A 12,405-nucleotide genomic window follows, 5' to 3' on the forward strand; every position below is an offset into this window, starting at 1 on the left:
CTCATTCGCTCAAAGTCCAAGCAGCGACAACATGATAAACGTCGCAAACAGCACGAAGTGGGTCATGCCTTCAATGGCATTGGTTTCGCCGTCGTTGAGATTGATCGCGCTGACAATCAGGGTGATAAAGATCATCACCGTCTGCACCGGGGTCATGGCCATCTGGAAAGGCTGGCTGGTGTAAAGTGCCATGGCTTCCATCACCGGCACCGTCAGGATCACTGTCGACAGTGAGGCCCCGAGCGCGATGTTCACCACCGACTGCATGCGGTTGGCGAGGGCGGCGCGCAGGGCGGTGAGAATCTCCGGAGCCGCGGAAATGGCCGCCACCAGAATGGCCGTGACCACCGGCGGCGCTCCCGATCCTTCCAGTCCCAGGTCGATGGCCTTGGACATGACCTCGGCCAACGCACCGATCACCACCACCCCAAACACCAGCGCCCCGATGGAGAACGCCAGGCTGATGGGCGGCGGCTCGTTTTCCACCGGCTCCTTGCGGCGACGTTTTTCCGGGTAGCTGTAGCTGAAAAAGTAGCTGTGCGGTCCCACCTGCATGCGCAGGAACAGCGTATACAACACGAGCATTGCGCCGATGGTGAACGCCGAATATTGCTTCCAGTTCTCCTGGGGAATGAACTCCGGCACCACCATCGACACGCCCATGGCGGTAAGGATCATCACGCTGTAGCTGCGCGCCGAGTCATCGTTGTAGACCTGTTCGCCGTGTTTGAGCCCGCCCATCAGCGCCGCAAGTCCGAGAATGCCGTTGATGTCGAGCATCACCGCCGAATAGATCGTATCGCGCACCAGGGTCGGTGACGCTTCGTTGCTCATCATGATCGCCAGGATCACCACTTCCACCAGCACCGCCGACAGGGTCAGGATCATGGTGCCGTAAGGATCGCCGACTTTTTCCGCCAGCAGCTCGGCGTGATGGGCCACGCGCATCGAGGCCGCAACGATGAAGCCGATCAGTATCAGACCGCCAACCAGTGCCACGGCACGCCCACTGCCCAACAGCCAGTGCTCCAGCGGGTAGGCGACGATGGCGGCGAGCAGGGCCAGCACCAGCAGCTTTTCTTGCTTGATCAACGTGAGCATCACAGGCCTATCACCGTGCACGGGGTATGACCTACTAGACTGTAGGGGGCCGTGAACGTTTCGTCCGGAGTGACGCTCACTTACAGGTCGGCGCAGGGCTCTTCGCGGGCAAGTCCTGCCGTCACAGTGGATCGCTCGGTCAGGTTTTTTCCAGACATTGCGGCCAGCCCCTGTAGAATGCCCACCATCGATTCACTGATGAGAACAGAACATGTACGACTGGCTGAACGCCCTGCCCAAGGCTGAACTGCACCTGCACCTGGAAGGTTCGCTGGAGCCCGAGCTGCTGTTTGCCCTGGCCGAGCGCAACAAGATCGCCCTGCCGTGGAGCGACGTCGACACCTTGCGCAAGGCCTACGCCTTCAACAACCTGCAGGAATTCCTCGACCTGTATTACCAGGGCGCCGACGTGTTGCGCACCTCCCAGGACTTCTACGACCTGACCTGGGCCTATCTGTTGCGTTGCAAGGCGCAGAACGTGATCCACGCCGAGCCGTTCTTCGACCCACAGACCCACACCGATCGCGGCATTCCCTTCGAAGTGGTCCTCAACGGCATCGCCGCCGCCCTCAAGGACGGGGAACAGCAGCTGGGCATCACCAGCGGTCTGATCCTGAGTTTCCTGCGCCACCTGAGCGAAGAACAGGCCGAGAAAACCCTCGACCAGGCGCTGCCGTTCCGCGATGCCTTCGTCGCCGTCGGCCTGGACAGTTCGGAGATGGGCCATCCGCCCAGCAAGTTCCAGCGGGTGTTCGACCGGGCCCGCAACGAAGGTTTCCTGACCGTCGCCCACGCGGGCGAAGAAGGTCCACCCGAATACATCTGGGAAGCCCTGGACCTGCTGAAGATCCAGCGGATCGATCACGGTGTCCGAGCCATCGAGGACGAGCGACTGATGCAGCGGATCATCGATGAGCAGATCCCGCTGACCGTATGCCCGTTGTCCAACACCAAGCTGTGCGTGTTCGACGACATGTCGCAGCACAACATCCTCGACATGCTCGAGCGCGGCGTGAAGGTCACGGTGAACTCCGATGACCCGGCGTATTTCGGCGGCTACGTCACCGAAAACTTCCATGCCCTGCACACCCACCTGGGCATGACTCAGGACCAGGCCAAACGCCTGGCGCAGAACAGCCTGGATGCGCGGTTGGTGAAGCCTTAGCTTCCGTCCACTGTCCTTGTGGGAGCGAGCCTGCTCGCGATAGCGGTATGTCAGTGAAACCAGTGTCCGCTGACACACCGCTATCGCGAGCAAGGCTCGCTCTCACAAGGGAATGGTGTTTAACCGCCCACGCCCTCGCTCAACTCCTCCAGCGTCTTGCCCCGCGTCTCCATCCCGAACAACCAGACCACACCCGCCGCCACCGCGAAGCACAGCGCGCCCAGGCCGAACACGCCGCCCTGCCCGGTGATCGGAAAGACCAGCCCGGTCACCAGTGGCCCCAGCAACGAGCCGATGCGACCAATCGCCGAGGCAAAACCCGAGCCCGTTGCCCGTGCCGAGGTGGGGTACAGCTCCGGTGTGTAGGTGTAGAGCACCGCCCACATGCCGAACAGGAAAAACTGCATCAGCAATCCGCTACCGATCAGCAACCCGACGTTGCCGCCGAATACCGCACTCTGCCCGTAAAGAAAGGCCATCGCCCCGCCGCCCAACAAGGTGATGACACACACCGGCTTACGTCCCCAGCGCTCCACCAGCCAGGCCGCCATCAGGAAACCGGGAATCCCGCCCAGGGAAATCAGCACGGTGTAATACACCGACTGGGTCACGGCGAATCCCGACTGCTGCAACAACGCGCTGAGCCAGGACGTCAGCCCGTAGAAGCCGAGCAAGGCAAAGAACCAGACGCTCCAGATCATCATCGTGCGTTGGCGATACAGTGGCGACCAGATCTGCGCCAGCGCCGAGAAGAAAGTACCCGGCGTACTCGCCAGCCTCGGCAGGCGAACCGGCTCCGGCAGGTCACGGCTCCCCAGCGAGGCCCGGACCTTGTCTTCGATCCGGCGCAGCACGGCATCCACCTCGTCATCCCGCCCGGCCTGCTCCAGCCAACGGGGTGACTCGGGGATGAAGAACCGAATCGCCAGGACAAACACTGCCGGCACCGCCAGGACCAGGAAGATGTCGCGCCAGCCGACTACCGGCAGGAGGAAATACGACAGCACCCCCGCCGCAACGAAGCCCAACGGCCAGAACCCGTCCATCAAGGCGATGTAACGGCCCCGGCGCTTGGCCGGGATCAGTTCCGAAAGCATCGACTGGGCAATCGGAAACTCCATGCCCATGCCGATACCCAGCAGAATGCGAAATAGCGTCAGCGTCTCGACATCCTGGGCCGTGGAACACAGGTAGCTGGCGACGCCCCACAGCACGATGCTCCACTGGAACACCGGTTTACGCCCGAACCGATCCGCCAGCATGCCCGACAGCGAAGCGCCCACCACCATGCCGAAGAAGCTGGAGCTGGCGAGCAAACCTGCCTGGGCCGTGCTCAGGCCAAACTCGGTTTTGATCGAGCCGAGCAGGAACGTCATCATCGCCAGGTCCATGGAGTCGAAAAAGAACGCCAAGGCAATAATGATGAAGATGATTCGGTGATAGCCACTGATGGGCAGTCGCTCCAGGCGTTCTGCCGCGCTGTACCCGTGATTGTCCATGGTGCATCCCCCCAGTCCGATAGATTACCGGGCGAGTGTGCGCGAACCTTGCGGGTGGCTATTGCTGAATGCGACCTGTCGACAGGCCTAGAGCGCCATTTCCAACGTATCCTGCCGGGCGAACCGATGGATTTCCTGCTGGCCGAGCACGGTCACCTGCAGGGCTCGCGAGTCGTTGGGCAGGCTCAACCAGCCGGATTGCATGAACAGTTGCAGCAACGCAGCCCCCAGCGCCCCCCCCAGGTGCGGCCGGCGTTCGCTCCAGTCCGGGCAGGCGCAGGCGATGCGGGCATTGCGATGGGCCAGGGCCTGGATGAACAGGCCACGTCCGGCCAGTTGGCTCGCGCCCTTGTGAGTGACGATCACCCGTTGCTCGCATTGCTCGATCCATCCGGCGTCCAGCAGGCGCTGGTACAGATCGGCCGCCAGGGTGCCACCAAGATGGTCGTCGCAGAGCCGGGCTCGCAACAACGAGGCGGGGGCCGACGGCGCCTTGCTCGGTATGACGCCGCGCTTGAAGACATCCGGAATCTGCCGTGGTGCGCTGGCCAGGGTCGCGCTGGCCAGGGCTTCGACCGCCGCACCAATCTCCGGCGCGGCCAGGCGGAAAAACCGCTTGCGCCCCCTGGCTTCCACCTTCAACAGGCCACCGGCCGACAGGCGTCCCAGATGGGCGCTGGCCGAGGATGGCGACAACCCGGCCAACAAGGCCAGTTCTTCGGCCTGCCGGGCCGTACCGTCCATCAAGGCCCACATCATTGCGCTGCGCTTGGGGTCGGCCAGCAGCGTGGCGATCTGGCTGATGCAAGGTGCATGTTCCATGTATTCACTCCCTGTTGAATCATTCGTCTACTGCTCTTGATGCGCGATGCCGCGCCGATTCAGGCGGCCGCTAGTATAAGCGTGCAGATCGAGCTTTCCTGTCCTCCGGAAACCTTTGGAGGCGATTGTTCGTGAGGGAAAATTCTCTATTTACCCGCGACTATTGGCCGGCTGCCGTCAAGAGCGGAAATTGCGCCGTCAATTCACCACACCGGGCCTGGAGCATCTCCCGCAAAAGCTTGACGGGCTTGCTCAACTGCGCCCGGTGAGCGCACAACAGATTCAGCGGCGCGCGCTCGCAATGCAGGTGCGGCAGAAGGATCTTCAGGCGCCCGGCCAGCACATCGGTCGAAACGTCCATCCACGACTTGTAGGCAATGCCGGCACCGGCCACGGCCCAGCGCCGCACCACATCGGCATCGTCACTGAAGCGGTCGCCGCTGACGGTGAGGCTCACTTCCCGCTTGCCGTCATGAAAGCACCAGCGGTCATGAACCCGGGTGCCGAGCATGTACAACAGGCAATTATGTTGTGCCAGTTGCTCAAGCTGATGGGGTTCGCCATGACGGGCCAGATAATCCGGCGAGGCACACAGCACCCGACGGTTGTCCGCCGCGACAGGCAAGGCCACCAGGCTCGAATCCTCCGGCTCCCCATAACGCAACGCGATATCCACCGGTTGCTTGAACAGGTCGGCAATGCGGTCGCCCAACAACAGCCGCACCGTAAGCCTGGGGTGCTCGCGCTGGAAGTCATCCAGCCAGGGCAGCAGCAGATTGCGTCCCAGGTCCGACGGCGCGGACAACTGCAAGACACCGCTGACCTGGTCCTGGCCGCTGGCCAACAGCCGTCGCCCCTCATCCAGGCTGCCCAACGCCGCCCGGGCATATTCGAGAAAACTTTCCCCTTCGGCGGTCAGGCGCAGACTACGAGTGGAGCGCGCCAGCAAACGGGCACCGAGGTGCTGCTCGATGCGTTTCAACGCAACACTGGCCACCGCCGCCGACAGATCCATGACCCTGGCAGCGGCAGAAAGGCTGCCTAGGTCCGCCGCCCGGACAAACAGCTGCAGGTCATCGAATCGAAGCATGGCGACTCCATTATCAAAAAAATATTGAAAGAGCCTGTTCTTTTAGCTGGTTTTATCGCGGTGATAAATAGCTAAACATGAATGCCATCGCACTCACCTCACGGAGCCCGTTTCATGAAAGCCATCGCGTACTACCATTCCTTGCCGATCACCGACCCGCAATCGCTGCAGGATGTCGAATTGCCGGAGCCCGTCGCCGGTCCGCGCGACCTGTTGGTAGAAGTCAAAGCCATTTCGGTCAATCCGGTGGACACCAAGGTCCGCCAGAACGTCCAGCCCGAAGGCGGCGCAGCCAAGGTGCTGGGTTGGGACGTGGCCGGCGTGGTCAAGGCCGTGGGCAGCCAAGTCTCCCTGTTCAAGGCCGGTGACAAGGTGTTCTATGCCGGCTCCATTGCCCGGGCGGGCGGCAACAGCGAACTGCATGTCGTGGACGAACGCATTGTCGGCCACATGCCCAGGACACTCGGTTTCGCCGAAGCGGCCGCGCTGCCACTGACCGCCATTACCGCCTGGGAGCTGTTGTTCGAGCGGCTGCAGATCCAGGAAGGCCAAGGCGCTTCGGACCAGAGCCTGTTGATCGTCGGCGCAGCGGGAGGCGTGGGCTCGATCCTGACACAACTGGCCAGCCAGCTCACCGCACTGAAGGTCATCGGTACCGCTTCCCGTCCGCAGACCCAGGATTGGGTGCGGAGCCTGGGTGCCGATCTGGTGCTCGACCACAGCCAACCATTGAGCGTGGTCATGAAGGAAGCAGGCCAGCCCCAGGTCACTCACGTCGCCAGCCTGACCCAGACCGACCAGCATCTGGATCAGTTGGTCGAGGCCCTGGCACCCCAAGGCAAACTGGCCTTGATCGATGATCCCAAGTCCCTGGACGTGACCAAGCTCAAGCGCAAGAGCCTGTCCTTGCATTGGGAGTTCATGTACACCCGTTCGCTGTTCGAGACGGCCGACATGACCGAACAACACAACCTGCTCAACCGTGTTGCAGAGCTGATCGACGCCGGCACCCTGAAGACCACCGTCGGCGAGCACTTCGGCAGCATCAATGCCGAAAACCTGCGCCGGGCCCACGCGCTGCTGGAAAGCGGCAAAGCCAAGGGCAAGATCGTGCTCGAAGGTTTCTGACCGTCCTACGCGGCACTCAGTCTCAAGGGCAATAATCGTGGCGAGGGAGCTTGCTCCCGCTGGGCTGCGCAGCAGCCCTAAGGCCTGGGCCCGCTACGGGGTCCAGCGGGAGCAAGCTCCCTCGCCACAATGATTGCTCGCAAAAAAGGTCGGACCGTCAGTCCGAGAATTGACCGTTGTCACAATTGCGATCGCATTCCGGTCTACACTCGAGGCCTTTGCAACGCAATCTTTTACGTGAGGAGGTCAGCAATGAAGATCCTGATAAAAGAAGTGGCAAAATCCCAATGGCAAGTGCGTCTTGACCAGCACGCCGTCACCTTCCGCACCGAGGCCGAAGCCAAGGCCTTCGCCACTACCCTGCAAGCGCGCATTCACGCGCCGCATCACTTCCCCGAACGGCAACAACGCACGGCCTGCTGAATCAGCCCTGGCGGCTGGCGTGTGCCAGCGCCTGGGCATTTTGCAGGCGGCGGGTCAGCATGGCCGCGCTCACCACCAACAGCCCGCACAGGCTGATGACCATCGCCATGGGCACCGCGCTGCCGTCGTGCAAGGCCGCCACCAGCGCGGCGGCCCCGGCGGCCACGGAAAACTGCAGGCACCCCAACATCGCCGACGCACTGCCGGCCCGGGCACCCTGCCCGTTCATCGCGCAGGCGGAAGCGTTGGGAATGATGCACCCCAGGCTGGCGATACAGATGAACAATGGAATCAGCAGTGGCCATAGATGCTCGGGGTGCAGGGCACTGACGGCCAGCAGGCTCAACCCCGCCGTGAAGTAGACCCACACCGCACGAGTCAGCAGGAAGGCCGGGCCACGCTTGGATAGCAACCGGGCATTGACCTGCGCCACCAGGATGAAGCCGGCCGCGTTGGTACCGAACAGCCAGCCGAAGTGTTCGGCCGGTACGCCATAAAGCTTGATGAACACGAAAGGCGAGCCGGCGATGTAAGCGAACATCCCGGCGATGGCAATCCCGCCCGTCAGGGCATGCCCGAGGAAAATCGAGTCGGTCAGCAGCCTGCCGTACTGGCGCAACGCTCCCGACAACGGCTGTCGAGGCACATGGGCCGGCAGGCTCTCGGGCAGCCACAAGGCGACGGCCGTCGCCGCCACGGCGCTGAACAGGGTCAGGCCGATGAAAATCGATTGCCAGCCGTGCAGGTTCACCAACAACCCGCCAAGCATCGGCGCGAGAATCGGCGCCAGGCCCATCACCAGCATCAGTTGCGAGAACACCTTGGCCGACCCCACCGCATCGCATTTATCGCTGACCACGGCCCGGGAAATCACCATCCCGGCGCAACCACCCAGGGCCTGGACGAAGCGCGCGCCGATCAGCCATTCGAGGCTTGGCGCATAAGCGCAGGCCAGGGAGGCCAGGGTGAACAGACCGACCCCGACCAGCAGTGGAATCCGCCGCCCGAAGCGATCCGCCACCGGCCCGTAGGCAAGCTGTCCGATGGACAGGCCGAGGAAATAGGCGGCCAGCGTCAATTGGATGTGTTTTTCGTCCGTGCCGAAGGCGGTTGCCATGGCCGGGAACGCAGGCAGATAGAAGTCGATCGCTAAAGGACCGAAAGCGCTCAAGGCGCCAAGAATCAGAATGGTACGAAGGTTCATCGGGCGTCCGTCAGGCATCAGTCAGCAGCCCGACAGTCTAGCCCTGCCGGGCGCTCTTGAACATTCCGATAGGTCGCTAACGATTAAAAAATATTCAGGCGGGGCTGACCTCGTAGCCTTCTTCCCGGATGACCTCGATCAGGGTGTTGGCCGGCAACGAACTCTGGACCTGGACGGTCCTGGCGCCCAGGTCGATTTGCACATCGGCCGCTGGATCCCTGGCTTGTACAGCCTGGGTGATGGCCTTGACGCAATGACCGCAAGACATGCCCTGGACATTGAAAGTTTGCATCGGGTGACTCCTGGAGATGGAAGTTGCCGGCAGTTTCAAGCTTGCCATCGTGGCAAGGTCAAGTTCTGATGAAAACTGCCGGGCTGGCAATTGCCGTCGCGCTCGGCCAAGCTGCCACTATCAAGGATTCCACACCGGAGGTTCGGCCATGCGCTGGTCAGCGTTCAGCCTGTTTTGCATGTTAGGTTTTTCAGCGATGGCCCCCCAGGCCTCAGCCGCCGGCGAAGATTACGGTGTGCTGATCATTTCCCGGGAACGACTGGAAGTATCGACGTCCTGCGAGATCGGCATCTACATTCAGGATCAGCTCACCGCCCGGCTCTTCCAGGAAGACAGCACCTCCTTCAACTTGCCTCCGGGCCGGTTCTCCCTGCGCCTGAAGCTGTTGCCTGGACAGGCTCCGGGTTGCAATCCGGGCATGCTCGCACCAGGTTCCCAGGAGATTACGATCAGGGCCGGTGACATCCTGAAATACCGTATCGCCATGAATGAACAAGGGATGTACCTCAAGCAGGCCGGGCTCGGTTACTGACCTCACCCGGATCCCTTGTGGGAGCGAGCCCTGCTCGCGATAGCGGTGCATCAGTAAATAAAAATGCTGACTGACAAACCGCTATCGCGAGCAGGGCTCGCTCCCACAAAGGATCCGGGTAAAGTCTTTTGGATTGGCGCTTGACCTTGCCAGCATGGCAAGGTTGATCCTGTAGTCATTCACTACAGGGAGCCCGTTCCATGTCCGAATCCACCACTTTCGACCTGCCGATTACCGGCATGACCTGCGCCAGTTGCGCCGGGCGGGTCGAGCGGGCCTTGAGCAAAGTCGCTGGAACCCGTGCCGTCAGTGTGAACCTGGCGACTGAGCAGGCGCGAGTCCAGGCCTCCGAGCAGAGCCTGCCGGCCTTGATAGAGGCCGTTGAACAAGCGGGCTACCATGTGCCTGTCCAAACCCTGGAGCTGAGTATCGGTGGGATGACCTGCGCCTCGTGCGTGGGTCGAGTCGAACGCGCCCTGGGCAAAATCCCCGGCGTTAACGGTGTCAGCGTCAACCTCGCCAACGAACGGGCCCACCTCGAACTGCTCGGACAGGTCGATCCGCACATCCTGATCGATGCAGTCAAGCGCGCCGGTTACGAAGCCAGCATCTGGCAGGCCGAGCAGCCCCATGACACGCAGCCCCGTCAGCTGAATCGTGAGCGCCTGATCCTGGTGTTGGCGATCCTGTTGTCCGTGCCACTGGTGCTGCCGATGCTGTTGCAGCCGCTCGGTGTGCACTGGATGCTACCGGCCTGGGCGCAGTTCGCCCTCGCGACACCGGTGCAATTCATCTTCGGTGCGCGTTTCTACGTCGCCGCCTTCAAAGCCGTGCGGGCCGGGGCCGGTAACATGGACCTGCTGGTGGCCCTGGGCACCAGTGCCGGCTATGGCTTGAGCCTGTATGAATGGATCATTGCCCGCCCCGGCAGCATGCCGCACCTGTATTTCGAAGCGTCGGCGGTGGTGATTGCCCTGGTCTTGCTGGGCAAATACCTGGAAAGCCGCGCCAAGCGCCAGACCGCCAGCGCCATTCGTGCCCTCGAAGCCTTGCGGCCGGAGCGGGCGACCCAGGTGATCGATGGCGAGGAGCGGGATGTCGCCATCAGCGCCCTGCGCGTAAACGATCTGGTGCTGGTCAAGCCCGGCGAACGCTTTCCGGTGGACGGTGAAGTGTTGGAAGGCCAGAGCCACGCCGACGAAGCGCTGATCAGCGGCGAAAGCCTGCCGGTGCCCAAACAACCCGGCGACAAGGTCACCGGTGGCGCCATCAACGGCGAAGGTCGCCTGCTGGTGCGCACCCAGGCCCTCGGCACCGAGACGGTCCTGGCGCGCATCATCCGCCTGGTGGAAGACGCCCAGGCAGCCAAGGCTCCGATCCAGAAACTGGTGGATAAAGTCAGCCAGGTCTTCGTACCGGTGGTCCTGCTGCTGGCCCTGGCCACACTGGTCGGCTGGTGGCTTTATGGCGCACCACTGGAGACCGCGCTGATCAACGCCGTCGCCGTGCTGGTGATCGCCTGTCCCTGTGCCTTGGGCCTGGCGACACCCACGGCGATCATGGCCGGCACGGGGGTGGCGGCGCGCCACGGGATCCTGATCAAGGACGCCGAGGCGTTGGAGCGTGCCCATGAAGTCGATACGGTGGTGTTCGACAAGACCGGAACCCTGACCTCCGGTACACCGCGCATTGCTCATTCAAAAGCCCTGGACGGTGACGAAGCCAGCCTGTTGCAACTGGCCGGCGCCCTGCAGCGCGGCAGCGGACACCCCCTCGCCAAAGCCGTGCTGGACGCCTGCGCCGAGGGTGGCCTTAACGTGCCGGATGTCAGCGACAGCCAGGCCCTGCCCGGACGCGGCATCGCCGGCAACCTCGATGGACGCCATCTGGCCTTGGGCAATCGGCGCCTGCTGGACGAGTCGGGCCTGGACGCCGGTTCGCTGGCCGAATCGGCGCAGGCCTGGGAAGCAGAAGGCCGGACCTTGTCCTGGCTGATCGAACAAGGCGCGACACCAAGGGTGCTGGGGCTGTTCGCCTTCGGCGACACCCTCAAGCGTGGCGCTCTCGCGACCGTGCAAGCCTTGGATGAGCGGCGCATCGCCAGCCATTTGCTCACGGGCGACAACCGCGGCAGCGCCCAGGTGGTGTCCCAGGCGCTGGGGATCGTCAATGTGCATGCCGAAGTGCTGCCCGGAGACAAATCCGCCATTGTCCTTGAGCTGAAGAAAAACGCCGTGGTGGCGATGGTCGGGGACGGTATCAACGACGCCCCGGCGCTGGCCGCCGCAGACATCGGCATTGCCATGGGCGGCGGCACCGACGTGGCGATGCACGCCGCCGGCATCACCCTCATGCGCGGCGATCCGCGACTGGTGCCGGCGGCATTGGAGATCAGCCGCAAGACCTACGCCAAGATCCGCCAGAACCTGTTCTGGGCGTTCGTCTATAACCTGATTGGCATCCCATTGGCGGCCTTCGGCCTGCTCAACCCGGTGCTGGCGGGTGCGGCGATGGCGTTGTCGAGCGTCAGCGTGGTGAGCAATGCGTTACTGTTGAAGTTCTGGACCCCCGAGCACCTGGAGGACAAACGATGAACATCGGCCAAGCGGCCCGCCAGAGCGGGCTGAGCGCGAAGATGATCCGCTACTACGAGTCCATCGGCCTGCTCAAGGCAGCCCATCGCACCGACAGCGGCTACCGTGTCTACGGCACCGATGACTTGCACACCCTGGCCTTCATCAAACGCTCCCGGGACCTGGGCTTTTCCCTGGAAGAGGTCGGCAAGCTGCTCACCCTGTGGCAGGACCGGCAACGGGCCAGCGCCGACGTCAAGGCCCTGGCCCGGCAACACATCGATGAACTGAACCAGAAAATCCGCGAACTGGCCGAACTGCGCGATACCCTCCAGGACCTGGTGGAACACTGCCACGGCGACCACCGCCCGGACTGCCCGATCCTCAAGGAACTGGCGTCGGGGTGTTGCAAGGAAACGGCCAGCGCCTGACACCCAGCCCCACAGTGGATTGGCGGTGAACCCGGATGTTCTATTCACCCGAGATCAGGGGTGGGAGCGAGCCTGCTCGCGAAGACGACGCCACAGTCAACATCCCTGCAAGCTGACCCACCGCTATCGCGAGCAGGCTCGCTCC

General features: G+C 62.8%; 12 protein-coding genes. 6 read left to right on the forward strand and 6 right to left on the reverse strand.

Annotated elements, in window-relative coordinates:
* Nucleotides 1-9: 9 nt before the first annotated feature.
* A complete protein-coding gene (locus N005_RS00635; protein ID WP_047698452.1) occupies nucleotides 10-1,101 on the reverse strand; it encodes a calcium:cation antiporter in 1,092 nt (363 codons plus the stop codon).
* A gap of 211 nt (nucleotides 1,102-1,312) precedes the next feature.
* Between N005_RS00635 and N005_RS00640 the strand changes: the two genes are divergently transcribed.
* Nucleotides 1,313-2,266 carry an adenosine deaminase gene (locus N005_RS00640; RefSeq protein WP_047698454.1) on the forward strand — a complete coding sequence of 318 codons (954 nt, stop codon included), beginning with the start codon at nucleotides 1,313-1,315 and terminating at the stop codon, nucleotides 2,264-2,266.
* A gap of 119 nt (nucleotides 2,267-2,385) precedes the next feature.
* Here the strand turns inward: N005_RS00640 and N005_RS00645 are convergent, their stop codons facing one another.
* From N005_RS00645 to N005_RS00655, 3 genes are all read right to left on the reverse strand, one after another.
* Nucleotides 2,386-3,765 (reverse strand): MFS transporter, encoded by a 1,380-nt coding sequence (locus N005_RS00645; RefSeq protein ID WP_047698456.1) that lies wholly within the window; start codon nucleotides 3,763-3,765, stop codon nucleotides 2,386-2,388.
* Between the two features lie 87 nt (nucleotides 3,766-3,852).
* Nucleotides 3,853-4,587 (reverse strand): ArsR/SmtB family transcription factor, encoded by a 735-nt coding sequence (locus N005_RS00650; RefSeq protein ID WP_047698458.1) that lies wholly within the window; start codon nucleotides 4,585-4,587, stop codon nucleotides 3,853-3,855.
* Between the two features lie 160 nt (nucleotides 4,588-4,747).
* A complete protein-coding gene (locus tag N005_RS00655) occupies nucleotides 4,748-5,677 on the reverse strand; it encodes a LysR family transcriptional regulator (RefSeq protein ID WP_047698460.1) in 930 nt (309 codons plus the stop codon).
* Between the two features lie 114 nt (nucleotides 5,678-5,791).
* On the opposite strand from N005_RS00655, the gene N005_RS00660 reads away from it, so the two are divergent.
* Both N005_RS00660 and N005_RS29370 read left to right on the forward strand, forming a co-directional pair.
* On the forward strand, nucleotides 5,792-6,805 hold the full coding sequence (locus tag N005_RS00660; RefSeq protein WP_047698462.1) for a zinc-binding alcohol dehydrogenase family protein: 1,014 nt from the start codon (nucleotides 5,792-5,794) through the stop codon (nucleotides 6,803-6,805).
* Between the two features lie 252 nt (nucleotides 6,806-7,057).
* Nucleotides 7,058-7,228, forward strand: coding sequence for a hypothetical protein (locus N005_RS29370; RefSeq protein ID WP_162843622.1), 171 nt, complete (start codon nucleotides 7,058-7,060; stop codon nucleotides 7,226-7,228).
* A 1-nt stretch (nucleotide 7,229) separates the two neighbouring features.
* On the opposite strand, the gene N005_RS00665 is transcribed toward N005_RS29370, so the two are convergent.
* Both N005_RS00665 and N005_RS00670 read right to left on the reverse strand, forming a co-directional pair.
* Nucleotides 7,230-8,432, reverse strand: a complete 1,203-nt coding sequence (locus N005_RS00665; protein WP_047698465.1) for a multidrug effflux MFS transporter — start codon at nucleotides 8,430-8,432, stop codon at nucleotides 7,230-7,232.
* 94 nt (nucleotides 8,433-8,526) lie between these two features.
* Nucleotides 8,527-8,724, reverse strand: coding sequence for a heavy-metal-associated domain-containing protein (locus N005_RS00670; protein WP_047698467.1), 198 nt, complete (start codon nucleotides 8,722-8,724; stop codon nucleotides 8,527-8,529).
* Between the two features lie 148 nt (nucleotides 8,725-8,872).
* Here N005_RS00670 and N005_RS00675 point away from each other — a divergent pair, with 148 nt between their 5' ends.
* The 3 genes from N005_RS00675 to cueR all read left to right on the forward strand — a co-directional run bounded on the left by N005_RS00675 (nucleotide 8,873) and on the right by cueR (nucleotide 12,260).
* A complete protein-coding gene (locus N005_RS00675; RefSeq protein WP_024779082.1) occupies nucleotides 8,873-9,256 on the forward strand; it encodes a hypothetical protein in 384 nt (127 codons plus the stop codon).
* A gap of 200 nt (nucleotides 9,257-9,456) precedes the next feature.
* The gene (locus N005_RS00680) at nucleotides 9,457-11,850 is read left to right on the forward strand and encodes a heavy metal translocating P-type ATPase (protein ID WP_047698469.1); all 2,394 of its coding nucleotides are present in this window, start codon (nucleotides 9,457-9,459) and stop codon (nucleotides 11,848-11,850) included.
* Nucleotides 11,847-12,260, forward strand: a complete 414-nt coding sequence (gene cueR / locus N005_RS00685; protein ID WP_047698471.1) for a Cu(I)-responsive transcriptional regulator — start codon at nucleotides 11,847-11,849, stop codon at nucleotides 12,258-12,260. The genes N005_RS00680 and cueR overlap by 4 nt, the downstream gene beginning before the upstream one ends.
* The last annotated feature ends 145 nt before the right edge of the window (nucleotides 12,261-12,405 follow it).

Source organism: Pseudomonas mediterranea CFBP 5447 (assembly GCF_000774145.1).
GTDB lineage: Bacteria > Pseudomonadota > Gammaproteobacteria > Pseudomonadales > Pseudomonadaceae > Aquipseudomonas > Aquipseudomonas mediterranea.

What these genes read in the sequence shown, in the direction of transcription:
- N005_RS00635 (WP_047698452.1), bottom strand. Translation starts at nt 1,101, where the DNA reads ATGCTCACGTTGATCAAGCAAGAAAAGCTGCTGGTGCTGGCCCTGCTC.
- N005_RS00640 (WP_047698454.1), top strand. Translation starts at nt 1,313, where the DNA reads ATGTACGACTGGCTGAACGCCCTGCCCAAGGCTGAACTGCACCTGCAC.
- N005_RS00645 (WP_047698456.1), bottom strand. Translation starts at nt 3,765, where the DNA reads ATGGACAATCACGGGTACAGCGCGGCAGAACGCCTGGAGCGACTGCCC.
- N005_RS00650 (WP_047698458.1), bottom strand. Translation starts at nt 4,587, where the DNA reads ATGGAACATGCACCTTGCATCAGCCAGATCGCCACGCTGCTGGCCGAC.
- N005_RS00655 (WP_047698460.1), bottom strand. Translation starts at nt 5,677, where the DNA reads ATGCTTCGATTCGATGACCTGCAGCTGTTTGTCCGGGCGGCGGACCTA.
- N005_RS00660 (WP_047698462.1), top strand. Translation starts at nt 5,792, where the DNA reads ATGAAAGCCATCGCGTACTACCATTCCTTGCCGATCACCGACCCGCAA.
- N005_RS29370 (WP_162843622.1), top strand. Translation starts at nt 7,058, where the DNA reads ATGAAGATCCTGATAAAAGAAGTGGCAAAATCCCAATGGCAAGTGCGT.
- N005_RS00665 (WP_047698465.1), bottom strand. Translation starts at nt 8,432, where the DNA reads ATGAACCTTCGTACCATTCTGATTCTTGGCGCCTTGAGCGCTTTCGGT.
- N005_RS00670 (WP_047698467.1), bottom strand. Translation starts at nt 8,724, where the DNA reads ATGCAAACTTTCAATGTCCAGGGCATGTCTTGCGGTCATTGCGTCAAG.
- N005_RS00675 (WP_024779082.1), top strand. Translation starts at nt 8,873, where the DNA reads ATGCGCTGGTCAGCGTTCAGCCTGTTTTGCATGTTAGGTTTTTCAGCG.
- N005_RS00680 (WP_047698469.1), top strand. Translation starts at nt 9,457, where the DNA reads ATGTCCGAATCCACCACTTTCGACCTGCCGATTACCGGCATGACCTGC.
- cueR (WP_047698471.1), top strand. Translation starts at nt 11,847, where the DNA reads ATGAACATCGGCCAAGCGGCCCGCCAGAGCGGGCTGAGCGCGAAGATG.